This window comes from Aliivibrio sp. S2TY2 (genome assembly GCF_028765525.1).
GTDB classification, from domain to species: Bacteria; Pseudomonadota; Gammaproteobacteria; order Enterobacterales; family Vibrionaceae; genus Aliivibrio; species Aliivibrio finisterrensis_A.
The window spans coordinates 64318-89873 of record NZ_JARACS010000004.1; the positions used below are offsets into that span (position 1 = coordinate 64318).

Annotated in this window: 19 protein-coding genes, 1 tRNA gene, 1 pseudogene and 2 riboswitches; of the genes and pseudogenes, 15 read left to right on the top strand and 6 right to left on the bottom strand. The window is 40.6% G+C overall.

Going from position 1 to position 25556, the window contains the following annotated elements; translation table 11 throughout:
* Positions 1 to 53: 53 nt before the first annotated feature.
* The 3 genes from acuI to fadB form a co-directional block, all read right to left on the bottom strand.
* Complete coding sequence (gene acuI, locus PVK63_RS08485; RefSeq protein ID WP_130087484.1) at positions 54 to 1034, bottom strand: acrylyl-CoA reductase (NADPH); 981 nt, start codon at positions 1032 to 1034, stop codon at positions 54 to 56.
* A 797-nt stretch (positions 1035 to 1831) separates the two neighbouring features.
* Positions 1832 to 2995, bottom strand: a complete 1164-nt coding sequence (fadA, locus tag PVK63_RS08490; RefSeq protein ID WP_130048488.1) for an acetyl-CoA C-acyltransferase FadA — start codon at positions 2993 to 2995, stop codon at positions 1832 to 1834.
* Positions 2996 to 3008: 13 nt separating this feature from the next.
* On the bottom strand, positions 3009 to 5189 hold the full coding sequence (fadB, locus tag PVK63_RS08495) for a fatty acid oxidation complex subunit alpha FadB (RefSeq protein ID WP_130087482.1): 2181 nt from the start codon (positions 5187 to 5189) through the stop codon (positions 3009 to 3011).
* A gap of 243 nt (positions 5190 to 5432) precedes the next feature.
* On the opposite strand from fadB, the gene PVK63_RS08500 reads away from it, so the two are divergent.
* The 13 genes and pseudogenes from PVK63_RS08500 (at position 5433) to thiH (ending at position 19750) form a co-directional block, all read left to right on the top strand.
* On the top strand, positions 5433 to 6050 hold the full coding sequence (locus tag PVK63_RS08500) for a YigZ family protein (RefSeq protein ID WP_130087480.1): 618 nt from the start codon (positions 5433 to 5435) through the stop codon (positions 6048 to 6050).
* A gap of 56 nt (positions 6051 to 6106) precedes the next feature.
* Complete coding sequence (locus PVK63_RS08505; RefSeq protein ID WP_130045783.1) at positions 6107 to 7564, top strand: TrkH family potassium uptake protein; 1458 nt, start codon at positions 6107 to 6109, stop codon at positions 7562 to 7564.
* Positions 7565 to 7594: 30 nt separating this feature from the next.
* On the top strand, positions 7595 to 8119 hold the full coding sequence (gene hemG, locus PVK63_RS08510; RefSeq protein ID WP_130087478.1) for a menaquinone-dependent protoporphyrinogen IX dehydrogenase: 525 nt from the start codon (positions 7595 to 7597) through the stop codon (positions 8117 to 8119).
* 118 nt (positions 8120 to 8237) lie between these two features.
* A tRNA-Trp gene (locus PVK63_RS08515) sits at positions 8238 to 8314 on the top strand.
* Between the two features lie 432 nt (positions 8315 to 8746).
* Entirely contained in the window at positions 8747 to 11500 is a 2754-nt protein-coding gene (locus PVK63_RS08520) for a M16 family metallopeptidase (RefSeq protein WP_130087518.1), read from the top strand.
* Between the two features lie 82 nt (positions 11501 to 11582).
* A complete protein-coding gene (locus PVK63_RS08525) occupies positions 11583 to 11777 on the top strand; it encodes a hypothetical protein (RefSeq protein WP_130087476.1) in 195 nt (64 codons plus the stop codon).
* A 108-nt stretch (positions 11778 to 11885) separates the two neighbouring features.
* Positions 11886 to 11952: riboswitch (Fluoride riboswitch) on the top strand.
* A gap of 126 nt (positions 11953 to 12078) precedes the next feature.
* Positions 12079 to 13458: a voltage-gated chloride channel family protein gene (locus PVK63_RS08530; protein WP_130087474.1), complete on the top strand. Its 1380-nt coding sequence runs from the start codon at positions 12079 to 12081 to the stop codon at positions 13456 to 13458.
* A 399-nt stretch (positions 13459 to 13857) separates the two neighbouring features.
* Positions 13858 to 13970, top strand: a riboswitch (TPP riboswitch).
* A 189-nt stretch (positions 13971 to 14159) separates the two neighbouring features.
* Positions 14160 to 16094, top strand: coding sequence for a phosphomethylpyrimidine synthase ThiC (thiC, locus tag PVK63_RS08535; RefSeq protein ID WP_130087472.1), 1935 nt, complete (start codon positions 14160 to 14162; stop codon positions 16092 to 16094).
* A 67-nt stretch (positions 16095 to 16161) separates the two neighbouring features.
* Positions 16162 to 16824: pseudogene (gene thiE / locus PVK63_RS08540) on the top strand (thiamine phosphate synthase); the annotation flags it as partial.
* Positions 16817 to 17650 carry a HesA/MoeB/ThiF family protein gene (locus PVK63_RS08545; protein ID WP_130087468.1) on the top strand — a complete coding sequence of 278 codons (834 nt, stop codon included), beginning with the start codon at positions 16817 to 16819 and terminating at the stop codon, positions 17648 to 17650. The pseudogene thiE and the gene PVK63_RS08545, both read left to right, overlap by 8 nt.
* On the top strand, positions 17643 to 17855 hold the full coding sequence (gene thiS / locus PVK63_RS08550; RefSeq protein ID WP_130087466.1) for a sulfur carrier protein ThiS: 213 nt from the start codon (positions 17643 to 17645) through the stop codon (positions 17853 to 17855). The genes PVK63_RS08545 and thiS overlap by 8 nt, the downstream gene beginning before the upstream one ends.
* A gap of 1 nt (position 17856) precedes the next feature.
* Positions 17857 to 18627 (top strand): thiazole synthase, encoded by a 771-nt coding sequence (locus PVK63_RS08555; RefSeq protein WP_130087464.1) that lies wholly within the window; start codon positions 17857 to 17859, stop codon positions 18625 to 18627.
* 10 nt (positions 18628 to 18637) lie between these two features.
* Positions 18638 to 19750: a 2-iminoacetate synthase ThiH gene (gene thiH / locus PVK63_RS08560; RefSeq protein WP_274440336.1), complete on the top strand. Its 1113-nt coding sequence runs from the start codon at positions 18638 to 18640 to the stop codon at positions 19748 to 19750.
* A 142-nt stretch (positions 19751 to 19892) separates the two neighbouring features.
* On the opposite strand, the gene PVK63_RS08565 is transcribed toward thiH, so the two are convergent.
* Together PVK63_RS08565 and PVK63_RS08570 are read right to left on the bottom strand one after the other, a co-directional pair.
* Positions 19893 to 21686, bottom strand: a complete 1794-nt coding sequence (locus tag PVK63_RS08565) for an aminopeptidase P family protein (RefSeq protein WP_274440335.1) — start codon at positions 21684 to 21686, stop codon at positions 19893 to 19895.
* A gap of 82 nt (positions 21687 to 21768) precedes the next feature.
* A complete protein-coding gene (locus tag PVK63_RS08570) occupies positions 21769 to 22734 on the bottom strand; it encodes a LysR family transcriptional regulator (RefSeq protein ID WP_130087458.1) in 966 nt (321 codons plus the stop codon).
* A gap of 97 nt (positions 22735 to 22831) precedes the next feature.
* On the opposite strand from PVK63_RS08570, the gene PVK63_RS08575 reads away from it, so the two are divergent.
* Both PVK63_RS08575 and tsrA read left to right on the top strand, forming a co-directional pair.
* Positions 22832 to 24049: a multidrug effflux MFS transporter gene (locus PVK63_RS08575; RefSeq protein WP_130045795.1), complete on the top strand. Its 1218-nt coding sequence runs from the start codon at positions 22832 to 22834 to the stop codon at positions 24047 to 24049.
* Positions 24050 to 24197: 148 nt separating this feature from the next.
* Positions 24198 to 24482, top strand: coding sequence for an H-NS-like global regulator TsrA (gene tsrA, locus PVK63_RS08580; RefSeq protein WP_130045796.1), 285 nt, complete (start codon positions 24198 to 24200; stop codon positions 24480 to 24482).
* Between the two features lie 79 nt (positions 24483 to 24561).
* Here the strand turns inward: tsrA and PVK63_RS08585 are convergent, their stop codons facing one another.
* Positions 24562 to 25470 (bottom strand): DMT family transporter, encoded by a 909-nt coding sequence (locus PVK63_RS08585; RefSeq protein WP_130087456.1) that lies wholly within the window; start codon positions 25468 to 25470, stop codon positions 24562 to 24564.
* Positions 25471 to 25556 lie beyond the last annotated feature (86 nt).

The following is a 25556-nucleotide window of genomic DNA, read 5'->3' on the forward strand; positions in this document are numbered from 1 at the left end:
ACATTAAAACTAAGCTAGGTAGGGCTTAGTCTTAACTCTTTTACTATTATCGATTAAATTTTGATAACAACACGGCCCGTGATTTGACCGTTGGTAATGTCTTCTGCGGCTTGAATTGCGTCATCAAGAGACACTTCTTTCGTTGCTTGCTCAAAGAATGATGCAGGAAGTAACTCAGCTAATTGTTCCCATGCTTTAATGCGTTTCTCGCGAGGGCACATAACAGAATCGACGCCTTGTAAGCGAACATTACGTAGAATGAACGGCATTACCGTTGTTGGTAAATCAAACCCACCCGCAAGACCACAAATAGCCACTGCACCGTTGTAATCAATTTGCGCTAATACTTTTGCTAGCACTTTGCTACCAACCGTATCAATAGCGCCGGCCCATAGTTGTTTTTCTAATGGTTTCGCTGGTTCTTCTAGTTCACTGCGCTCAACAATGCGTGATGCGCCTAATGATTTAAGTAGGTCGCCATTTGAAGAAGCTCGGCCTGTTACAGCGGCAACTTTATAACCAAGTTGGTTAAGAAGCGTGATAGACACACTGCCTACACCGCCACTTGCACCTGTTACTAAGATCTCACCATCTTCTGGTTTAATGCCAGCATCAACAATCGCTTGAACACATAGCATTGCGGTAAAACCAGCTGTTCCGATAGCCATTACTTTTTTAGCGTCTAGGCCTTTTGGCATAGGGACTAACCAGTCACCGTTTAGGCTTGCTTTTTCAGCCATGCCACCCCAGTGACCTTCACCAACGCCCCAGCCAGTAAGTACCACTTCATCACCTGCTTTATAACGAGCATCGTCTGATTGAGAAACAACACCCGCTAAATCAATACCAGGAACCATAGGGAAATTACGAACAATACGTCCTTTACCAGTAATCGCTAAGCCATCTTTATAGTTTAGAGAAGAGTAGTTTACATCGATTTTCACATTACCTTCAGGCAGCTGAGACTCGTCGATCTCAGTAACAGCAGCAATGGTATTTCTCTCTTCTTGATTCAGAACTAGTGCTTTAAACATAACGAACTCCAATAAGAATAAATAACGATTATCAAACAGTGCGTTTGACCAATGAGATAAGTGTAGGTGAGTTAGTCAAATAAAAAAAATGATACTTAAACATTAGTAATATGCGTTTTCTGCATAGATCCTCTGCGATATTATTTTTCAAAAAAGAGTAAATAAGATCTTTACTTTTTATTGGATCGTGTTATTTTGCACCCTTGCTCTGATGTATAGAGTTATTAATACAAGCAATAAGTACAAGTAAAACCCTCAGAAAAATATCTTCGAAAAAGCTATTATCTCCGTGTTTCATTTCACTTTTCCAATCATTAATAATTGAACATTTCAGCAGATCGTTAGCAACGAATAAGCCTAACTGGATCTATTTATAATGTAATGTGACCGTGTGCTATCGAAGTTGTGAAAATGCGTTGGCTTTATACCTAATACCGTTAATTAGGCTATCTACTTTATTTTTGAAAAGCAGTTTTTAAACAACCGCTCTTCTTAAAAATAGCTAGATTGATAAGATAAAGAACGTACAACTTCCCTATGTATAAATTACATAAGATAAATATCTCTTCTCAGGCTGAACAAGCGCATCGTATTGATGCATGTTTATACTAAGTTAAGAAGGATATCTCATGTCTAAATCAACAGGCAGAAAGCGTTTTTGGTTCCACCAAGCGCGTGATACGAAAGTTATCTCAAAGAAATAAGATAACAAAAGCGATACCAAATTAGGTATCAACTCGAAAAAAGTCGCCCAAGAAGGCGACTTTTTTAGTTTTTATGGTTTGTATTTCAAAACACTAAGGGCGTTCGAATACTGTTGCGATACCTTGACCGAGGCCAATACACATAGTAGCGACACCAAGTTTAGCGCCAGTGCGTTCCATGTTATTGATTAATGTGGTGGCAATACGGGATCCCGAACAACCTAATGGGTGCCCTAGCGCAATAGCTCCTCCATTTAAGTTAATCTTCTCTTCCATTACATCCAGTAAACCTAAATCTTTAATGCATGGTAGGGATTGAGCTGCAAACGCTTCATTCAACTCGAACAAATCAATCTCATTAATCGACAAACCTGCTCGTTTAAGGGCTTTTTGAGTTGCGGGAACAGGTCCATAACCCATGATAGATGGATCGCAGCCAGAGACTGCCATTGAACGAACTTTAGCGCGAATGGGTAAACCAAGCTCATTGGCTTTTTCTTCACTCATGATCAACATTGCTGAAGCGCCATCAGAAAGAGCGGATGAACTACCTGCTGTTACGGTACCATTCGCAGGATCAAAGGCCGGTCGAAGCGCAGCTAATCCTTCAAGTGTGGTTTCTGGGCGAATGACTTCATCATGTTTTACTAAGGTGAGTGCGCCATTTTCATCATGGCCTTCAATTGGCAATATTTCAGAATCAAAATGACCCTCAATCGTCGCTCTATGTGCTTTTTGGTGAGAGGCCAGTGCAAAAGCGTCTTGTTGTTCACGAGTAATGCCGTGCATCTTACCTAACATTTCTGCCGTTAACCCCATCATTCCAGAGGCTTTAGCCACACTTTTTGATAAACCAGAATGGAAATCAACACCGTGGTTCATTGGTACGTGGCCCATATGCTCAACACCACCAATAATACAAATATCAGCATCACCAACCATGATCGCGCGAGAGGCATCATGCAGGGCTTGCATAGATGAACCACACAAACGGTTAACTGTGGTGGCTGCGATAGATTTTGGTAAGCCTGCTAATAATGAGGCATTACGTGCAATATTAAAGCCTTGTTCTAAGGTTTGTTGAACACAGCCCCAATAGATATCTTCGATTTGATTGGGGTCAACTTTTGGGTTTCGTTCGATTAAGCCTTTCATTAAATGCGCTGATAAATCTTCGGCACGGGTATGGCGAAATACGCCATTTTTAGATCGACCCATCGGAGTACGGATACAATCAACAATAACTACATTTTTCATGATAAATCCTTCCTTAGAGTGATGCCGATACAGAGGGTGCTTTAGGGGCTGGGTAATAACATTCGCCTGCCGCCGCTTTCTGCTTGATACTTTCAGGTACTTGGTAAACTGCACCAAGTTGCTCAAACTCTTTCGCCATCTCTAGGTAAGTAGGTAATCCAATCGCATCAAGGTAGCGGAAAACACCGCCTTTAAATGGAGGGAAACCTAAACCATACACTAACGCCATGTCAGCTTCTGCAGGAGAAGCAATAATGCCTTCGTCCAAGCATCGGATCACTTCGTTAATCATAGGTATCATCATACGAGCACTAATTTGCTCTGAGGTATAAGGTTGAGTTGTGTTGGTTACCGTGGCAATGATCGCACCGGTGCCATCATCCACATTTTTCTTCGGTTTACCCTTTCTATCTACTGTATAAGCATAAAATCCAGTACCATTTTTCTGGCCATAGCGATTAGCTTCAAACATCGCATCAATCACATCACGACCGTTTTTTGCCATACGTTCAGGGAACCCCTGAGCCATGACAGCTTGTGCATGATGCGCCGTATCAATACCTACCACATCAAGTAAGTAAGCTGGTCCCATTGGCCAACCAAACTCTTTTTCCATCACTTTATCGATTTGTTGATAATTACCACCATCACGCAGCAATAAGCTAAAGCCTGCAAAATAGGGGAAAAGGACACGGTTTACAAAGAAGCCAGGACAGTCATTCACAACAATTGGGGTCTTACCCATTTGAGAGGCGTAAGCAACAACGCGATCAATGGTTTGTTGTGAGGTTTTCTCACCACGGATAACTTCAACCAATGGCATACGATGAACAGGGTTGAAGAAGTGCATACCACAGAAATTTTCAGGACGCTTGAGTGATTTTGCTAATAACGAAATGGGGATGGTTGAAGTATTCGACGCTAAAATTGCGTTTTCGTTAACTTCATTTTCTACTTCTGCTAAAACAGCGGCTTTGATTTTTGGGTTTTCAACGACCGCTTCAACAATGACGTCTTTGCTATCAATGCCACCATAATTTAAAGATGGTGTTATGGATGAAAGCACTTGCGCCATTTTTAATCCAGATAAGCGCCCGCGCTCTAACTGTTTATTAAGCAGTTTAGAGGCTTCATTCATCCCAAGATCTAATGATGCTTGAGCAATGTCTTTCATTAAGACTGGTACGCCTTTAGATGCTGACTGATAAGCGATGCCGCCACCCATGATGCCCGCGCCAAGCACGGCTGCATTTGCGACAGGTTCACTGTTTTTCACTGCTTGTTTTGCTTTGCTTTTCACTAGTTGGTCGTTTAAGAAAATACCAACTAACGACTTAGCCACTTCGGTACGGGTTAGGGCAACAAAGTGTTTATTCTCAATTGCGAGCGCTTCATCACGGCTCATTCCTGCACTTTGTTCAATCGATTTAACCGCCGTTATTGGTGCTGGGTAATGTTTGCCTGCCATTTTCATTATCATGCCTTTAGCGACATTAAATGACATGGCAGCTTCTAGAGGCGAGAGTTGTAATGGCGCTTTCTTTTGTTCACGGCGTTGTTGCCAATTGAGTTGGCCATCAATCGCTTGTTTTAGCATAGAGACTGACGCATCTATCAAGGTTTCACGTGGAACAACACCATCAACCATTCCTAGTGTTAAGGCCTCTTTTGCTCGTTTAGGTTTACCTGTGGTAATCACTTCCATTGCAGGGTCTGCACCAATCAAACGAGGAAGACGAACTGAGCCTCCCCAGCCCGGCATGATACCTAATTGAGTTTCTGGTAACCCGATAGAAGCGGTCTCATCAGCTAAACGGAAATCAGTCGCTAAGACACATTCGCAACCGCCACCAAGTGCAAACCCTGTGATGGCTGTTAAGGTAGGAACCGGAAGGTCTTCTAGCTTATTAAAGATGATATTGGCTTGATGTAGCCATTCACTGAGCTCTTCTGGAGGAGTATCGAACAGACCAAGAAATTCAGTGATGTCTGCACCAACGATAAAGGCACTTTTACCTGATGATAGTAAGAGGCCTTGTAAGTCCTTTTGTTGGTAGAGTGCATCAATGGCTTCACCCAGCGAGTGTAGGGTTGCAAGGTTGAGCTTGTTTATGCTGCCAGTCGCATTAAATACGAGGTGAGCAACGCCAGGTTCGATGTAGTCTACAGAGAGGTTTTCACCTTGATAAATCATTTTCTATCTCCATGAAATGATAACCAGATAAGAGTATTCGTTATTATGATAATCTGGTTTGACCAGTTAATAGTGGTGTTAATTTAAACAGATTTCAAATTAAACTTAACAATTTGTTTACGTTTATCTTGGTTGATCACAAATTTCCTCTCTTTTAACTGTGAATAAAAGTTTGTGAATAAAGAGTAAATTTCATTAGAAGTGATACACTTTAAGGTTCCGTTTTTACTATCAGTGTAATCTATGAACGATCAGCCATATCAAGTGCCAAAAGCGATGGCGGTATTTGAAGAAGAGATTAAAAAAAGTGTTTTTATTACCTACCTTGCGAGAACCTCATCGATTGATGAAGCCAAAGCGTTTGTCGCTGAAATAAAAACAAAACACTCTGATGCTCGGCACAACTGTTGGGGCTTTGTTGCTGGTCGACCCGAAGATTCAATGAAATGGGGCTTTAGTGATGATGGCGAACCTTCAGGTACCGCTGGAAAACCAATTCTTGCTCAATTGAGCGGGAGTGGCATTGGTGAAATTACCGCGGTAGTCACTCGTTATTCTGGTGGGATTAAATTAGGAACAGGCGGATTAGTTAAAGCTTATGGTGGCGGTGTTCAACAAGCATTAAAGCTCATTGAAACAGAAGAGAAACGAATTACAGAGATGCTTGTTTTACATTGTGATTATAACTTAGTGAGTCTGGTCGAAACCTTGTTACTTCAATTTGAAGGGCAACAAGTAATGGCGGATTATAGTGATAAAGTTATCATGACTGTCGAGTTAGAAAAGCGTGCTATTAATGAATTTAAAACCGCAGTGATTAATAAAAGTGGCGCAAAAATAGAGTTTCCATCGCAAGAATGAAATTCATATAACATCAATTATTTAGGATGAGAATGACGCAAAGCGTCCAATAAATCATGCAGTTTCGTTCAATTATTCGAATCGTGGGTATCTTACTTGCGGTGTTTAGCTTTTTTATGTTGGCTCCAGCCTTCGTCGCATTCATTTATCGTGATGGTGCGGGTGTACCATTTGTTATTACTTTCTTCTTATTATTGGCAGGAGGTGGTGCACTTTGGTTTCCTAACCGCCAACATAAACAAGAATTAAAATCTCGCGATGGTTTTCTCATCGTCGTTCTTTTCTGGATGGTAATCGGCAGTGCAGGGGCATTGCCATTTTTGCTTTCAGGAGATCCTGCTGTATCGGTAACCAATGCCTTTTTTGAATCATTTTCAGGGTTAACGACAACAGGAGCTACGGTTCTTACAGGGTTAGATCATCTGCCAAAAGCGATTTTATTCTACCGCCAATTACTTCAATGGTTTGGTGGTATGGGTATCATCGTATTAGCGGTAGCTATTTTACCCGTATTAGGTATCGGTGGTATGCAGCTGTATCGAGCGGAAATTCCAGGCCCTGTTAAAGATTCTAAAATGACCCCTCGAATTGCAGAAACAGCAAAGGTACTTTGGTATATCTATCTTACGTTAACTATTGCGTGTGCTTTGGCGTTTTGGGCAGCAGGTATGGACTGGTTTGATGCCATTTCTCATAGTTTTGCTACCATAGCGATTGGTGGGTTTTCTACACACGATGCCAGTATGGGTTACTTTAATAGCCCATTGATAAATGGCATAACTGTGGTGTTTTTACTTATCTCTGCGTGTAATTTTTCATTGCATTTCGCCGCGTTTGCTTCTGGTGGCGTACACCCTAAGTACTATTGGAAAGATCCCGAATTTCGAGCGTTTATCTTTATTCAAATATTGTTGTTTCTTATCACCTTCTTGTTATTACTTAAACACAGTACGTATGACTCGATAGGAATGGCGGTTGACCAAGCTTTGTTTCAAACGGTATCAATATCAACAACCGCAGGTTTTACCACAACCAGCTTTGCTGAGTGGCCTCTGTTTTTGCCTGTGTTGTTGCTGTTCTCATCGTTTATTGGTGGTTGTGCAGGGTCAACGGGTGGTGGTATGAAAGTAATTCGTATTTTATTGCTGTCACTGCAAGGGATGCGTGAACTAAAACGCCTCATTCACCCAAGAGCTATTTTTACTATTAAGATTGGCAGTAAAGCCTTACCACAACGAGTGGTTGATGCCGTATGGGGCTTCTTTTCTGCCTATGCATTGGTATTTGTCATTTGTATGCTAGCACTTATCGCAACAGGACTTGATGAATTGACCGCGTTTTCTGCGGTAGCGGCGACATTAAATAACTTAGGTCCGGGCTTAGGTGAAGTAGCGGTGCATTTTGGAGAAGTGAATGATGCTGCAAAATGGATATTGATTGTTTCAATGTTATTTGGTCGTTTGGAAGTGTTTACCTTGCTTATTTTATTTACGCCGACGTTTTGGCGTAGTTAGTTTTAGATTAGAAAAATTAAAGGGTTTATTGTGGAAAGAGTATTACTTCTTCACTCAAGTCGTGAAGGTCAAACGATTAAGATATTGGATTATATTGCGACTAAGTTAGGAAGTGATGTTCAATGTGAGTTAGTCGATTTGCATCAACCATTAACGGTATCACTTGCCGATTATGATCGTGTCGTGATTGGCGCTTCTATTCGCTATGGCCATTTGAATAAAAAGTTATATCAATTTATTGCTAAGCACCAAATAGCATTAGAGAAAGCGAAGGCTGCTTTTTTTATTGTTAATTTGACGGCTCGTAAAGAAGGAAAAGATACGCCAGAAACGAGCGTGTATTTTAAAAAGTTCTTATTGAAGTCACCTTGGGCTCCTGCTTTGCAAGATACCTTTGCGGGTGCCTTGTTCTATCCTCGCTATAACTTTTTTGATCGATTCATGATTCAATTGATCATGAGAATGACTGGTGGAGAGACAGATCCAACGAAAGAAGTTGAATATACCAACTGGCAACGAGTGGATCAGTTTGTTGATAAGATAAAACTCGGTTAAATTCTATTCGTTTTTAGTAAAATAGTGCGATAGAAGTAGAAATTTTAGTTTAGATTCATGTTTTTAGCGTGGAAAGTGTAGATTTTATTATAGAAGTCATTACAATAGCACGCACAACAGGGGTGTAGCTCCAACTGGCAGAGCAGCGGATTCCAAATCCGCGTGTTGGGAGTTCGAATCTCTCCACCCCTGCCATATTTAGAAAAGGCTCATATCGAAAGGTATGAGCCTTTTTGCTATCTGCGGTTTGAGAAAAGAGCCGCGGATTCCCCCGCCATAAGAACGCGCGAGTTGGGAGTTTGAATCTCTCCACCCCTGCCATATTTAAGACCTCAGCAGAAATGCTGGGGTTTTTTCGTTTCTAGAGCATAGAAAAGAGCAGCGGATTCCCCCACCATAAGAACACGCGTATTGGGAGTTTGAATCTTTCACTTCTGCCATATTTAGAGAAGGCTCATATCGAAAGGTATGAGCCTTTTTGCTGTCTGGGGCTTGGAAAAAATCATAGTAAGAGTGATGAAACTAGCTTATTGATAATAATAACTATTTTGCTAATTTCTTGCAATTTCGCTCAGTTTGTGAACAAATGGAAAAATCGTAAACTGAGTATAATTACAAGGATGTATGATGAAACATTATTGGTTGGCGTTTATTGCTTTTTTGTTTATATCAGGATGTGCAACTACATCAGTTACAGAATTAAAATCTGATCCTCGTTGGGTCAGCGGTCAGCTTGATAATGGGTTCCGTTATCATATTTATCCTGACCGAGAGAAAGAGGTCTCTATTCGTTTTATAGTTCATGCTGGCTCATTCCAAGAGACAGAAAATCAAAAAGGATACGCTCACTTTGTCGAGCATATGGCTTTTAATGGTAGTGAACATTTTTCTCAAAATGATGTAATTTCTTTGTTTGAAAATGCAGGTTTACGTTTTGGGGCAGACATTAACGCCTACACCTCTTATGAAGAAACCGTTTATAAATTAGATCTTCCAAATAATAGTGAGATTAATAACGCATTTACCTGGATGAGGGATATTGCTGATGGAATTGAACTTTCTTCTACTGAAGTCGAAAAAGAGAAAGAGGTAATTCTTGGCGAGTTTCGTCATGCAAGATTAGAAGATAAACCTATCTCTGCTCAGTTTTATGAACATGTAATTGAGGGGACGATTTATGAAAGTAATGATCCTATTGGAAATAAAGAGTCGGTTTTATCCACCTCTTCAACACGGTTGTCTGAATTTTATAATCAATGGTATCAACCTCAATTAGCTGAAATTATTATTAGTGGTGATATTACTTTAGAAAATGCAATAAAACTTATCACAGAACATTTTGAGAGCTGGAAGAAAGGAACTTCGACAGTTAGCTTAAAACCGTTAGAGGCTTTAAACCAAAATAACTTTATAGGAAAAGTAGCAAGTGGTGAGGCACCAAGCATTGCTATAGTCATTGATCGTGGTGATTTTCGAACCAATACAAGAGAAGAACAACATCAGTTATGGCTAGATGAAATTGCTCATTCAATTATTCAGCAAAGATTAGGTGGGGTATACCTTGACGCAGCAATGCCAGTTCAATGGATTTACTCGACGGATTACTATGCGTCTGATCAGCGTTATTTCATCTCTTCAGTTTCGTTTCCTGCTAATTATAGAACCCAAAGCCAACAACTATTTTTAGAAACGCTAGCTTCGCTACGAGATCATGGCGTGTCATATAGTGAGTTAGATAATTTACTCCAACCTTACCATCATCAGCTTGATAATCTTGATGCAAACCGAGAAAAATTGACGCCTTATGACCATGTTGAAAATAGAGTTAACGGCATTGTGAGTCAGCAAATAAGTCAATCAAGTTTAGATTACAAAGCAAGTTTGAAGACATTTTTAGCAGCGACAGATTTGAAAGCAATTAATGATCATATTGATGAATTACTGTCATCTTCGTATCAATTTGCTATTGGTGTTGATTCGGTTGAGTCGATGGCTCAAATAGAATCAAGTATCCCTGAACTAAAATCAATATATGCAAAATCAGGAAATGAACCACTGATTAATAATGTGAGTGCTGCTTTTCCTGTTCCAATGACGAGTGGCACGATTCTATCTGAAATTCAATTATCTGATGAACTCGATTTAACGCGTTGGACACTAGACAATGGAGTAAATGTCCTTTATTTGAGAAAACTCGATGCTGGTGATGAAGTGGTGTTTTCACTAGCAAGTAAAGGGGGGATTGCAGCGTTGCCTTCTGAATTGATACCGGCTGCTAATATAGCTGTTCCTACCGTCACTCGTAGTGGTATAGGTAAGTTTACTGGCTCTCAATTAGATTCCCACTTAAGAAATAGAGGGATAGAACTTTATCCTTTTATAAACTTTACACATCATGGTATTGAGGGAATAACAGATAAAGAAGGACTAGCAGAGACGTTTGCAGTGCTGGCTACGATCATGTCTGAAATTAATGTAGATGAAGAGCAATTAAAAGCAGTAAAACAGGAGTTTGAGCAAAACAGAAGTGCGTATATATCAACCTCGCTTGGGCAGTTTACTAAAGCAATTAATAGAAATACTTTTCCTTCAACCAGTCGTCATCAATTGCTCGATGGTGATGGTGTAAACACGGTGACTAGTGATCAAATTAAACGTGTGCATCATTTACTATTTCATCAGAACCGTAATTATCAGTTAGTGGTTGTGGCTAATTTAAAACCGTCCGAGTTAAAACCGTTACTTCGTCAATATATAGCAAGCATGAAACTGAGTTCTGCGGATAAAACCGATTACGCCTTAACGTATAAGTCTGATCCTGTTCTCAGTATGACGATGGCGGTAAATACTGAGCAGAATAGTCATTATTTAGCTCAATTTATATCAGAGCAGAGCATCGAAAATAAATCAGCTAAATCCATTTTTATGGAAGATATGTTGCAACGAATCATATCTAAGAGGGTGATGCATTATGTTCGTGAAGAATTAAGTTTGGACTATGCACCCTATGCCGTAATGGTTAATGCAGACAGTGAATTTAAGCCTCATTGGCTTATTGGGGCACAAGTTGCCCCTAAGAATGCAGAGCTTATTGAATCTGCTGTTAACAAGGTGATAGAAGAGCTATTGAAAGGAGTCACTGATAGTGAGGTTAACGCTGCTGCTAAACAGTTGGTAGTAGATTTAGAATCATTAAAAGATAATTCAGTACAGCAAGCATGGTTCTTAAATCGTTACACGATACACAGCTATGGAATTGAAGCGTTATTTGATATTCCAAAAACAGCGAATTCAGTTAATGCCGAGGACATAAATAGATTAATTAAATCTTCATTCGGTAAAAATAGTCGCCAGATTAAATATTTAGCTACGCCAATCTGATTTTTTTTGTGATCTACATCTTGTTTTTTAGGGCGTAGATAGTAAAATCGCTGCTTAATTAATCATCTAGGGTTTTGTTTAAATGGGTTACGATTTAGGTTCTGTTTATCTTGGTCAAATGGCTGCAAAAAAAATGCTTAACGAAGAAATGTATGGCAGACAGCAACCAAGAACAAAGAAAACAGCAGTAACAAAAAAACTTTGGAAAGGATTCGAAAACGTTAATACTAAAATGGCAAACATGGTGAGTGGTTACACTCCGGTATTAACTTGGTAAATGATTTACTGAATAGTTTTGAAAAGGCATACCTAAGTTGGTGTGCCTTTTTTATTTGCCATTTATAAATGATAGGAGTAGCATTTGTTTTGTTGATTGATTCCAATGTCAGTCACGGGTGATGGATTTCCACCTTTAACCGCTCTAATTTAGAGATAATGATTCCTACTGTAGCGTTATCCTGATCAGTGATTTTGATCGTATTGGGATAGATCTGTCTATAGTAGAGCTGCTTGTTATTTCTCTTCTCTTCTAAGATCGTCTATCCTTTTGATTAACCATTATTAAAAGATAGAAATTCATGGCACATCCACTTAATCGAAATTTTCAAAACTTATTTCAAGTCGCACGCTGGTCATTATTAATTCTACCTGTTGCTCTATTGGTCGGTTCATTTAATGCTTTTTTTCTTTGGCTATTAAGCGAAGCGACTCAAGCCCGTATTGCTAACCCTTGGCTTATTTATCTTCTACCTCTAGCTGGTTTGGTTATTGTATACAGCTATCGTAATTGGGGTAAGAATTCTGCGGGCGGTAATAACCTAATCATGGATGAAATTCATCAAGCGGGTGAGGGTGTACCGGTTCGAATGGGACCACTGGTGTTATTTACTACGGTTATTACCCATTTATTCGGTGGTTCAGCAGGTCGTGAAGGGACGGCAGTTCAAATCGGTGGTGCTACAACGGATTGGCTATCTAAAGTATTTAAGCTGTCTGAAGATGATAGACGAATGATGTTAACTGCGGGTGTGGCTGCGGGTTTTGCGTCTATTTTTGGAACGCCTTTTACTGGCGCTATCTTTGCGCTTGAAGTGTTGTTTATTGGTCGTATTAAGTTTAATGCGATTATTCCTGCGTTATTGGCCGCTATCTTAGCTAATGTAGTCGCTTCTGCTTGGGGTGCTCATCACACCCATTATTTAATTAGCTTTGATCAGGTTAGTACCTTGTTTGGTCATACGGTTGATATTGATTTGGTATTAATGGCTAAAGTAATCATTGCTGCGATTGGCTTTGGTTTAGCGGGTTATTTATTTGGTGAGTTAACTCACGGCTTTAAAGATCTATTTAATGCCACGCTTAAAAACCCATATTTAATCGTAGTTGTAGGTGGCTTAATGGTTATTGCCATTACGCAGTTAATTGGTAATTACGATTACATTGGTATTGGTGTTTATCCAAGTCGTGATGGTGGAGTGAGTATTACTTCGGCATTCAGTGCTGGTGGTGCTGAGTGGTATAGTTGGATTTTAAAACTACTCTTAACGGCGATCACATTAGCGGCAGGGTATAAAGGTGGTGAGGTAACACCTCTGTTCTTTGTTGGTGCGACTTTGGGTAATTTCCTTGCTTGGGTTTTGGGTGCTCCAGTTGATTTGTTTGCAGCATTAGGTTTCTTAGCCGTATTTGCTGCGGCAACCAATACGCCATTAGCGTGTACGATAATGGGGGTTGAGTTGTTTGGTGCGGATTACTTACCTTACTTTGCCTTAGCGTGTTATACCGCGTATTACTTTAGTGGCCATACGGGTATTTATTCTTCACAACGCGTTGCGGTGTCTAAAACATTAGTGCATGGACGTGATCATGATGGCTCTAATAAAATTGGGTCATATCGTGAATATAATTCTTCATGGTTAAAACATTTAGCGAATAAGCTAACTAAAAAGGACAAATAGTTTCACGTGAAACATGGTGGTTTATCTAGATTAGAACCTAATGTGCTTCTCCACAAAAAAGAACACTGTATTTGTAGATGTAAGATCTACGGATGACAAAGGTGGTTTTTTGCTGCGAAGCACACAAGGTTTAATATGTAATGATGGTGTGTTTAGAACCTAATGTGCTTCTCCACAAAAAAGAACATTGTATTTGGTGGTGTAAGAGCTGCGGATGACAAAGGTGGTTTTTTGCTACGAAGCACACAAGGTTCAATATGAATTGTTACATACAAAGCTCAATATGCGTTCACTCACAAACTCAGCCAACCACTTGATAACTTTTTTCTCTTCCATTTCATTTCTTGCATACTTTCTTTATACTCCGAAGACGTTCAGATTTTGATTCAAAGATCTGAAAGAAACTTGTCGGAGTGCTTAGTGCTTTTTAAAGTACGAGCTGAGACCGCATTGCGGGATCCGTAGAACCTGATCAGGCTAATACCTGCGAAGGGAACAAGAGATAATTTTTATCTTAGTATGTTAGCCACTAATCGAATTATTTAATGATAAATCGCAGCTGAATTTTAGCTTTAGTTTATTTGTTTAATTCATCGCATATAAATACGCAGGCTTACTCTCGTTGTATCTCATACTAAGAACCTCTTTCTACAACTCAAATCCGACAAGCAATTATTCTATTTTTATCAAGGAATTTTGCTATGTCGTCAAGTCGCAAACAAGCACGTTTAGATGCTAAAACTAATATTGAATCTTTATCGGTTCAACCATACCCAAACTCAAAAAAAGTTTATATTGAAGGATCTCGCCCTGATATCCGCGTACCTATGCGTGAAATTTCACTGGCAGATAGCTTAGTTGGTGGAACTAAAGAAACGCCAATTCTTGAGCCTAATGAGCCGATTCAAGTTTATGACACTTCGGGTGTGTATACCGATCCAAGCTACGATATCGATGTATACCAAGGATTACCAAAACTTCGTGAGCGTTGGATTGAAGAGCGAAATGATACCGAGTTGCTTGATGGCGTTAGTTCCGTTTATTCGCAAGAGCGTTTAGCGGATGAAACCCTTGATGAACTTCGTTATGGAAACCTCCCAACGATTCGTCGCGCTAAACAAGGTCAATGTGTTACTCAACTGCATTATGCGCGTCAGGGAATAATCACACCTGAAATGGAATATATAGCTATCCGTGAAAATATGGGTCGCCAGAAATTCGCTGATGAGCAGTTAAACCATCAACACCCTGGACATAGTTTTGGAGCTAACTTACCAAAAGAAATCACACCTGAATTTGTGCGTAAAGAGGTTGCTGAAGGGCGCGCAATTATCCCATCAAACATAAACCATCCAGAAGCAGAACCAATGATTATCGGCCGTAATTTCTTAATAAAAGTTAACGCCAATATTGGTAACTCGTCAGTGAGCTCATCGATTGAAGAAGAAGTGGAGAAGCTAGTTTGGTCAACGCGTTGGGGCGGTGATACGGTTATGGATTTATCTACGGGCCGAAATATTCATGAAACCCGTGAGTGGATTCTACGTAATAGCCCTGTCCCAATTGGCACGGTTCCTATGTACCAAGCGCTAGAAAAAGTAAACGGTGTAGCCGAAAATCTTAATTGGGAAGTGATGCGAGATACCTTAATCGAGCAGGCAGAACAGGGCGTCGATTACTTTACCATTCACGCAGGTTTACTGCTTCGTTATGTACCAATGACAGCAAAACGCGTAACCGGGATTGTTTCGCGCGGTGGCTCAATCATTGCGAAGTGGTGTTTGGCTCATCACCAAGAAAGTTTCCTATATACCCATTTCCGTGAGATCTGTGAAATCTGTGCTAAATACGATGTAGCCTTATCCTTGGGTGATGGATTGCGTCCGGGCTCTATTGCTGACGCTAATGACGAAGCGCAATTTGCTGAATTAAGAACGTTAGGCGAGTTAACTAAAGTTGCGTGGGATTACGATGTTCAAGTCATTATCGAAGGCCCCGGCCATGTTCCTATGCACATGATTAAAGAGAACATGGACGAGCAACTTAAACATTGTCATGAAGCACCATTCTATACATTAGGTCCATTAACGACAGATATTGCACCTGGGTATGATCACATTACTTCAGGTATTGGTGCTGCCATGATTGGTTGGTATGGCTGTGCCATGTTGTGTTATGTAACGCCAAAAGAACATTTAGGATTACCAAACAAAGACGATGTTAAAACGGGATTAATAACTTATAAGTTAGCCGCTCATGCAGGTGACTTAGCCAAAGGCCATCCGGGGGCACAAATTCGTGATAACGCATTATCAAAAGCTCGTTTTGAATTCCGCTGGGAAGACCAGTTTAATCTATCACTAGATCCTATCACTGCACGTGAATATCACGATGAAACCTTACCGCAAGAGTCGGGCAAAGTCGCTCATTTCTGTTCAATGTGTGGGCCTAAATTCTGTTCAATGAAAATCTCACAAGAGGTTCGTGAGTACGCTAAAGATATCGATCAAGTCGCATTAGACCAAGCGATTGAGATCAACATGATTGATGATCCTCTAGAGGGAATGCGTCAGAAATCAGAAGAGTTTAAAGCGTCAGGTTCTGAACTTTATCATCCAGCGGTAGAAGCTGAATAACGAGATAGTAAGGGGTGTTTCACGTGGAACATCTCTTATCTTTTGTGTACGGAATTGAAGTGAGACTGCGATGTTTGCGTTCCCTAGAATTGATAAAAGTAAGTTTGGCCTGTATCCCGTGGTTGATGATGTGTCATGGATTGAGGTGTTATTAAAACTTGATGTAAAGACAATCCAACTGAGAATTAAGGATTCGGAACAAACCGATTTAGAGCAACAGATTATCAAAGCGATTAAACTTGGACGAGAATACGATGCTCAAGTGTTCATCAATGACTATTGGCAATTAGCCATTAAGCATAAGGCATTTGGTATTCATCTGGGACAAGAAGACATAGAAATTGCCGATTTACAGGCTATTTCTGATGCCAGTATTTGTCTTGGATTATCCACACACGATGATAGAGAGTTACTAAAAGTAAAAGCATTAAATCCAAGCTATTTAGCGCTGGGCCATATTTTCCCGACACCAACGAAAGATATGCCATCACAACCACAAGGTTTAACCAATCTTGCAAAGAATCAACAATTAGCTGGAGACACTCCGACCGTTGCGATTGGCGGTATTGATTTATCCGTAGCTGAAGATGTTTGGCAAACCGGTGTAGACAGTATTGCTGTGGTTCGCGCTATAACTCAAGCTGAAGATATTCCCCAAGCGGTATCTCAATTTAACGCCATTATTGCGAAACCAAGAAAAGTAAACCAACAGGAGGTTACTCATGAGTAACCAGCTAATGGAAGGGTTAAGTGACCAAGATTTTCTGCGTTATAGCCGTCAAATTATGTTGCCGGACATTGGTGAAAAAGGGCAAGTCACATTAAGAAATAGTACGGTTCTGATAGTCGGTTGTGGCGGACTAGGCTCTTCGGTTGGAATGTATTTATCCGCTTCTGGTATCGGTACATTAATTATTGCCGATGGAGACAAGCTTGAGTTAAGCAACTTACAGCGCCAAGTGGTCTATCGCGATAACAACCTAAATCAAAATAAAGCAATGGCAATGGCGCAGCAACTTAAAGGGCTGAACGGTACAACTCATATTGAAGTGATCAGTCACAAGTTAACAGAGCCAGAATTATCTCGCTTTATTAACCAAGTGGATGTGGTTTTGGATTGTTCTGATAATTTGCCGACACGACATGAAATTAACGCGGCGTGTGTGAAGCATAATGTTCCTCTTATTTCAGGTGCAGCAATTGGTTGGCAAGGGCAGTTAATGCTGTTTTCAAATCAGGTTACGGAAAATAACACCTCTTGCTATCACTGCTTATTTCCTTTTGCCGAAAGCCACCAAACACAAAACTGTCAGTCGTTCGGAATTGTGGGTCCGGTGGTAGGCATGATAGGAAACCTACAGGCATTAGAAACCATTAAATATCTTACACAACCGAGTTACATGAAGTGGGACTCAATTCATCAGTTTGATGGTCGATCTTTAAGTTGGACATCGATAAAAATTCCAAAAGACAATCAATGTTCAATCTGTTCTTCAACAGTAAGCAATGATGTTTCACGTGAAACATACTCAACGGGAGAGGCTTGTCATGAGTGATTTAATTTCAATAGAACTTAATGGTGTGACTTACCGAGTTGAAGCATCCCATACTATGGCTTCATTTTTAGAACACCATGGCATTAATACACAAGGGTGTGCTATCGCGATCAGTAATCAGATAATACCGAGATCGGAATGGCAAAAGCGTGGGTTATCGCAGGGTGAATCCATCTCTTTATTTCAAGCTATCGCAGGGGGCTAACATGAGTGACTTATTAACCATTGGAGATAAGACGTTTAGTTCGCGTTTATTTACAGGGACAGGAAAATTTCCTAATTCAGAGATCATGCAAAAAGCACTCATCGAATCTGGTTCTGAATTATCAACCATGGCGTTAAAGCGTGTTGAGGTGAATAACCCAGCAGACAATATTTTAAAACCCATAGTAGATGTTGGAATTCACTTATTACCCAATACGTCTGGTGCTAAAAATGCTCATGAGGCAATCTTTGCCGCACAACTGGCGCGTGAAGCATTGGGAACAAACTGGCTAAAATTAGAAATTCATCCAGACCCTAAGTACTTAATGCCAGACCCAATTGAAACACTAAAAGCAGCAGAAGAGCTAGTGAGGCAAGGGTTTGTTGTCTTGCCTTATTGTCATGCTGATCCGGTGTTGTGCAAGCGATTAGAAGAAGTAGGTTGCGCTGCGGTAATGCCACTAGGTGCGCCGATTGGTTCAAATAAAGGCATTGTCAGTCGCGATTTTTTAGAGATTATTATCGACCAATCACGAGTGCCTGTTGTGGTTGATGCTGGCATTGGTGCGCCATCACATGCGGCTTTTGCGATGGAACTTGGTGCTGATGCTGTTCTTGTGAACACGGCGATTGCAGCTGCAAGAAATCCAATCGCAATGGCGACCGCCTTTAAGTTAGCGGTGCAATCTGGTCGATTAGCTTACGAGAATGGCTTAGCGCCCGTAAATACCCAAGCGGTTGCTTCTAGTCCATTAACGGCATTTCTTGATTAAGGTGAATGAAATGACATTTACTGATGAATGGAAAAAGTTAAATTGGGATGAGGTTAAACTCTCCATCTATAGCAAAACTTATCATGATGTTGAAAGGGCGTTGAATAAACCCAAGCGGGATCTAGAAGACTTTAAAGCATTAGTTTCTCCAGCAGCAGAAAGATACCTTGAACAAATGGCTCAAGAATCTGCCCGTTTAACTCGTCAGCGATTTGGTCACACGATTGGTTTTTATATTCCTCTGTATCTTTCTAATCTATGTGCCAACGCATGTACTTATTGTGGTTTTTCAATGGAGAATCGAATTAAGAGAAAGACACTTAATCAAGATGAAATAGCACAAGAAATGGCAGCAATTAAAACGATGAACTTTGATAGTGTGCTTTTGGTTACAGGAGAGCACGAAACTAAAGTTGGAATGAATTATTTTCGTCAAACACTACCACAGATAAAGCAGTCGTTTAATTACCTTGCGATGGAAGTTCAGCCTCTTGAACAAGAAGAGTATGCAGAATTAAAAACCTTAGGGTTGGATGCGGTAATGGTGTATCAAGAAACGTATCATCCATCGACGTATGCAGAACATCATCTTCGTGGAAATAAAATGGACTTTCAATATCGCTTAGAAACACCAGATAGATTAGCAAAAGCGGGCATAGACAAAATAGGTATTGGTGCGCTTATCGGTTTAGAAGAGTGGCGAACGGATTGTTTTTTTGTGGCGGCGCATTTGGACTACTTAGAGCGTCGATATTGGCAGACTCGTTACTCTATTTCTTTTCCAAGATTGCGACCATGTGAAGGTGCACTCCAACCTAAATCAATCATGAGTGACAAACAACTGGTGCAATTAATTTGTGCTTATCGGTTGTTAAACCCAGAGGTTGAACTGTCATTGTCTACTCGAGAGTCGGCACACTTTAGAGATAATGTGTTGCCTTTGGGGATAACGTCAATATCAGCGGCATCGAAAACACAACCGGGTGGTTATGCAAATGATGACCAAGAGCTTGAGCAGTTTTCTATTAGTGATGAACGATCTGCTGAATCTGTTTCTTTAGCTGTACAAGCAAGGGGGTTTGAACCAGTTTGGAAAGATTGGGATAGAAGCTATTCAAGTTGATGTTTCACGTGAAACATCAAGGGATAAATGATTGTTTTATCCCTTAAGAGATTTTTAAGTAAAAATGCCACGTTTGCTCTTCTATACATTTACTCTTCTATGCAATAGATACGTGGCATTTTCTTTATTGTGCTTTAATTGATTAGCTTTCGTAGCGTAATTCAGCAGTCGCTTGTTTAAGCCATTCTTTTACTTCACCATCAACAAGAGGACTAACATCATCCCACACTTTCTGGTGATAGTTGTTTAGCCAAGTAAGTTCTGGGCGGTTCAACATATCAACATTGATTAAACGCTTATCGATAGGACAACGAGTTAAAGATTCAAAACCAAGAACTGAGAAATCACCTTGAGTTTCGATTTCAACGACCAGCTCTAAGTTCTCAATACGGATACCAAACTCATCTGCACGATAATAACCAGGCTCATTAGATAACACCATTCCTGGGATAAGAGCGGTGTTGTTGACTACTTTAGCAATACGTTGAGGTCCTTCGTGAACACTTAGGAAGTGACCAACACCGTGACCCGTACCGTGATCGTAATCGTAGCCTTGAGCCCATAAATGCTGGCGAGCAAGGATATCTAGTTGATGACCGCAAGTTCCTTTAGGGAAGCGAGCAGAAGCCAAACCAATGTGGCCTTTTAACACCAAAGTAAATTGCTGCTTGATGTCATCACTTGGTGTACCTACTGGCAAGGTACGAGTAATGTCTGTTGTGCCATCTGGGTACTGACCGCCTGAATCAACAAGGTATAAGCTGTTCATTTGTAGCTTACCTGGTTCAGGTTGGTTTTCATGATTGTAGTGGCACATTGCTGCATTGCCGGCTGCTGCTGAAATGGTGTCAAAACTTAAATCAGCTAAGGTTGCATCCTCCTCTCGGAAACCTTGAAGTTTATCAGCAAGTACCGCTTCGTCATGTAGATTGCCCGCTTCGATCTCAGCGTCAAACCAAGTTAAAAATTTCACCATCGCAACGCCATCACGAATATGACACGCTTTCATGCCAGCCTTTTCTGTTTCGTTTTTAGCGGCTTTTGGTAGTAAACATGGATCTGACGCTTCAATGATTTCTGCATCTGCATCAGATAATACTAATGACATCCATGCGTTTGAGGTTGCTGAATCAACTAACACTTTTTTACCAGTAAGTGATTGTAGAATTGATTGAAGTGCTTCTGGTTTGTGAACACGAACACCGTTACCTACATGAGCGTCAAACTCTGCAGGAAGGCGGTTCGGATCTAAGAAGAAATCCACGGTTTCATCTGCGTGAATAATCGCATGAGAAAGCAATACTGGAAGGCGAGATACGTCTAAACCACGCACGTTCAGTAACCAACAAATTGAATCTAATTGCGTTAATAGTGCCGCATCTGCATTTTTCTTTGTTACTTCTTTGGCTATTTCTTGACGTTTATCGGCGCTTGATTGGCCTACTAGAGCTAATTTCATTAAACGAACATCAGAGACTTTTACCTCAGGACGGTCATTCCAAATTAAGTCGATTGGATTTTCGCTGACCGTTTCGAGTGTGACAAAACCTTCAACGGTTTTTGTTGCACTCTTAAGCCATAGTGCGGTGTGCATGCGAGGATCAATAGCCACTTTAGCATTCGTAGTTAACGTATCTTTAATCCACTCTAATAGCGGCTCTTCATGAAGGTGACGATATTCAAACACTTCTGCAGGTACTTGTTTACGAACTTGAACCGTGTAACGGCCATCAACAAAAATAGCGGCTTTATCTTTGGTGATAACCGCAGCACCAGCAGAGCCAGTAAACCCTGTTGCCCACAATAGACGTTCGTTATGCTCAGGAATGTACTCGCCTAAAAATTCATCTTCATGTGGAATGATAAGGGCGTCGAAATCTTGTTGAGCAAGCCAAGAGCGAAGTTGCTCTATGCGTTGAGAAGTTTGAGGATGCATCTGGATTGTCCTTATTATTGTTCTGTCCGTATCGTTCCGAGGCAGAAGCATAGTTATATGATTGAGCTATAACCTAGCGCTTTTATTGCGTATCTGCAATTGTTGATGCTGATAAATCTTTACAGTGGCTGATTATGATATTGCGTAGCCAACAATTGGCAGCATCATTGTCTTTTTGTTGGTGCCAAAAGAGCGTGTAGGCCATTTGGGGCAGCTCTGTTGGTAGAGGCAATACAACCAAATTGAGTTGCTTGGCGATAAGTTTAATAAAATGACTTGGCGCGGTGAACACTAAGTCGGTATGGGTGCATAAACTGGCTGCGCTATTAAAGTCAGGGACGATAATACCAATGCTTCGTTCAAGTCCTTTATCGGCAAGTTTGTAATCAAGCAGCCATTGGTCTTTACCATCACAACGCACTTGAACGTGACGTTGTTGAAGATAAGTATCTAATGTCCACTCTTGAGTGAGTACCGGATGGTCTTGGCGAACCAAGCACATTTGACTGTCTCGATAAATCTCTTGGCCTCGAATATCAGCAGGCATTTGCATCGTGATGTTTGCGTATTTTGGATCGAGATCTTTCCCGGTAATACCAATGTCCATTTCGCCTGATTGCAGTTTCTTTAGAGTATTGGTATCCCAGGCGTGGGTATCTAGCATGACATTCGGCGCTTCATTTAAAATGTAAGACATGAAGTGTGGTAAAAGCAATGGATAGGTACTCTCCACTAAACCGACACGAAAACGATAATGACTGCGCTGAGGCTCAAAGGTGGCTGATTCTGTGATGCTTTCCAAATGACTTAATAAGGTTTGCAGTTGTCGCTGAAGATTACGAGCTTTGGCTGTGGGTAGTAGGCCATAAGCAGTACGAGTAAACAGAGGGTCATTAAATTGTTCCCGCAGTTTAGCTAAGTTTTTACTGACCGCAGACTGGCTTAAACAAAGACGCTGCGCTGCACGTGTAACGCTTTTTTCTTCCAACAATAGATGAAGTGTAAGCAATAAATTGAGGTCGACTTTGCTCAGTTTTTCAAAAAACATAGAGATATTCCAAAATAGAATGTTAGATCTGAATATAAACCATTTCTGTTCATATCTCTAATTACGTACACTCCACGGACTATTTTAGGAGTTATACATGCACACGCCAGTTTCAGCATTACCAATACAACAATCAGATAAAAAAATTATTACGTTAATGGTTATTTTGGTTTTATTTAGCCCATTAGCTATCGATATATATCTTCCTGCTTTACCTATGATGGTAAGCGAGTTTCAAGTAGCGCCAACGTTAGGTCAAGATACGATTACTTGGTTTATGTTTAGTATGGGCCTTGGTCAGTTGTTCGCAGGTCCACTTGCTGACCGTTATGGGCGTCGTCCAATTGCTTTAACGGGTATTGTCATTTATGGCTTGAGTGCGGCTCTTGCGTATTCAGCTCAAGAGATGGAAATGCTATTAGTTGCTCGATTGCTGCAAGGTTTTGGTGCATGTGCGACGTCAGTTGCTGCCTTTGCTTCGGTTCGCGATTCATTTGGTGCAGAAAAAAGTGGCCGAATGATCAGTTACCTTAACGGAGCTATCTGTTTTATACCGGCATTAGCCCCTATTTTGGGCAGTTACTTAACCATTCATTTTGGTTGGCGTTCAAACTTCAGTTTTATGGCTGGTTTTGCACTAGTCGCTCTTGCGTTGATAGCGATTAATTACAAAGAAACAAAACCGAAAGATACAGTACAAACAGGGCGATTAATTAGCCCATCTCGCTACTGGTCGGTATTACAGCATCCAACATTCTTATTCCACGCAACCTTATGTATGTTAGCGATGGGAGTTATCTTAGCTTACGTAACTTCTGCACCGGTTTTCCTGATTGATAAGTTAGGGCTAACAATGCAAGAGTTTACTAATTGGTTTGCAGTAAATGCGGTATTAAATATCGCGGCGTGTTTTGCTGCACCTAAATTTATGATCAGATTCGGAACTCGAAAAGCACTTCTTTTTGGCTTGAGTGTGCTCATCGCTGCAGGTGGGTTGATGCTAGGGTTCCAACATATTCAGCAAGCTTGGGCGTTTATGATCCCGATTTTCTTCTCGTCAGTAGGCTTCGCATGGGTACTGGGTTCGGCGGCAGGTAAAGCATTAGCACCTTTTGGTGATAGAGCGGGCACTGCTGCTGCATTATTAGGGTTATTCCAAATGAGTGGTGCGGGCGTCATTGTTGGCACAATGCAAAGATTAGCACTCCCTTCTGCACAGCTTTTAACGCTAATGATGTGGCTTCTTATCCCAGGCTTGCTGATTCTATTGAGTAAAAAAGGAAAAGTATGGCATTCAGAGAAAATCGTGGAATAATTTTATTTGTGTAATCGCCATTAATCGCATAATTTGTACATAAATAAAGCATTTTTGACTTTTAATATATTCAGTTAGTTTTCGTTTCGGTGTATATTCAGCACTTATATTATTATTGATTGATTATAAAAACAGGGCAAAACACGCAATGTCGATGTCTATTATTGAAATGGCTCGTGTTCTAGAGCAAATGGAAGAGTCGCCAGAGAAACTCATGTTTGGTCGACTTCTTTCAGAACTTGGTAATCAAAGCCAAGAACGAGTACGAAGTGCGGCACGACAAGTGTCTGTACCAACATTGCGTGATCTTATTTACCAATTCCAAGTGGTAATTGAAGAGCGCAAAGGCGAAACAACAAAAAAATTAGCCGAAGAAATGGCCAAAGAAGGCGTCTCTTTAGAAGATTTTCAAGCTTATTTAGCAAGCAAATAATGTGTGCTGACTAAATAAGTAACAACAATAAAAAAGCAGCGAATGATCGCTGCTTTTTTTGTGTCTGATAAGCTGCTATCTATTCATTCTCAATTGCAATTTCTTCTTTTTTCTTACCATAAAATTGTTGAACTAATAATCCGCACACAATCATAATTAAACCAATTAAGGTTGATGGATGGATCTCTTCACCAATAATGTTTGCCAACAGCAGTAACGAAATAAAAGGAGAAGCAAAAATTAGGTTACTGATACGCGCTGTATTTTTAGTTAAACGCAGTGCTGATAACCACAATACAAACGTTATGCCCATCTCAAACAAACCGACATAAGACACCGCTAGCCAACCACTCATTGGGATTTGTGCCCAAGGCGCACCTTCATAAATACTCAAGCCAATCGCCACAGGCAAAGCGACTAAAAAACCAAGCAGTAAACCAAGAATTGGGTCGGCCTTATTTTTCGCATTTAAAATCCAGTAACTTGCCCACAATAAGGTTGAAACGAGAGCCAGACCGACACCTAAAGGGCTATCAAATTCTAAGCCTAAGACATCACCTTTGGTAGCAATAACGATAACCCCGGCGTAGCCCAAGACACAGGCTATCCAATCTTGCTTACGTATTTTTTGACCAAGAAAAACCGCCGCCATTAAAGTCAAAGTAATTGCCCAGCTGTAATTGATTGGTTGGGCTTGAGAAGCGGGTAGTAAATCGTAAGACTTGAAGAGAACTAAGTAGTAAGCCAGTGGATTAATTGCGCCTAATAAAATGTAGTACAAAGGGTTGGCTACAAAGGTATCCACTAATTTCGATAAGTTTTTTTGATAAGCGGCCACCCCCGCTAATGCAAGAATAGAGACGGCACTTGCGATAGTTAGCATCTGAGTGGGGGTAAAATGCTCAAGGGTGATTTTAAAAGCGGTTGCGACGGTTGACCATAATAGAACAGCAGCGATTCCAAATCCTAAAGCACGACGTTCATTCATTGTTATTATTCTCAGTTAGAAATCCATTTAGATCAGGAGTGTACCTGTGCTTGAAAAATAGTGTTAACTGGACATTTATCCAGTAT

Excerpts from the sequence above, each read along its gene's own strand:
- acuI (WP_130087484.1), bottom strand. The coding sequence starts at position 1,034 with ATGTTTAAAGCACTAGTTCTGAATCAAGAAGAGAGAAATACCATTGCT.
- fadA (WP_130048488.1), bottom strand. The coding sequence starts at position 2,995 with ATGAAAAATGTAGTTATTGTTGATTGTATCCGTACTCCGATGGGTCGA.
- fadB (WP_130087482.1), bottom strand. The coding sequence starts at position 5,189 with ATGATTTATCAAGGTGAAAACCTCTCTGTAGACTACATCGAACCTGGC.
- PVK63_RS08500 (WP_130087480.1), top strand. The coding sequence starts at position 5,433 with ATGAACGATCAGCCATATCAAGTGCCAAAAGCGATGGCGGTATTTGAA.
- PVK63_RS08505 (WP_130045783.1), top strand. The coding sequence starts at position 6,107 with ATGCAGTTTCGTTCAATTATTCGAATCGTGGGTATCTTACTTGCGGTG.
- PVK63_RS08520 (WP_130087518.1), top strand. The coding sequence starts at position 8,747 with ATGAAACATTATTGGTTGGCGTTTATTGCTTTTTTGTTTATATCAGGA.
- PVK63_RS08525 (WP_130087476.1), top strand. The coding sequence starts at position 11,583 with ATGGGTTACGATTTAGGTTCTGTTTATCTTGGTCAAATGGCTGCAAAA.
- PVK63_RS08530 (WP_130087474.1), top strand. The coding sequence starts at position 12,079 with ATGGCACATCCACTTAATCGAAATTTTCAAAACTTATTTCAAGTCGCA.
- thiC (WP_130087472.1), top strand. The coding sequence starts at position 14,160 with ATGTCGTCAAGTCGCAAACAAGCACGTTTAGATGCTAAAACTAATATT.
- PVK63_RS08545 (WP_130087468.1), top strand. The coding sequence starts at position 16,817 with ATGAGTAACCAGCTAATGGAAGGGTTAAGTGACCAAGATTTTCTGCGT.
- thiS (WP_130087466.1), top strand. The coding sequence starts at position 17,643 with ATGAGTGATTTAATTTCAATAGAACTTAATGGTGTGACTTACCGAGTT.
- PVK63_RS08555 (WP_130087464.1), top strand. The coding sequence starts at position 17,857 with ATGAGTGACTTATTAACCATTGGAGATAAGACGTTTAGTTCGCGTTTA.
- thiH (WP_274440336.1), top strand. The coding sequence starts at position 18,638 with ATGACATTTACTGATGAATGGAAAAAGTTAAATTGGGATGAGGTTAAA.
- PVK63_RS08565 (WP_274440335.1), bottom strand. The coding sequence starts at position 21,686 with ATGCATCCTCAAACTTCTCAACGCATAGAGCAACTTCGCTCTTGGCTT.
- PVK63_RS08570 (WP_130087458.1), bottom strand. The coding sequence starts at position 22,734 with ATGTTTTTTGAAAAACTGAGCAAAGTCGACCTCAATTTATTGCTTACA.
- PVK63_RS08575 (WP_130045795.1), top strand. The coding sequence starts at position 22,832 with ATGCACACGCCAGTTTCAGCATTACCAATACAACAATCAGATAAAAAA.
- tsrA (WP_130045796.1), top strand. The coding sequence starts at position 24,198 with ATGTCGATGTCTATTATTGAAATGGCTCGTGTTCTAGAGCAAATGGAA.
- PVK63_RS08585 (WP_130087456.1), bottom strand. The coding sequence starts at position 25,470 with ATGAATGAACGTCGTGCTTTAGGATTTGGAATCGCTGCTGTTCTATTA.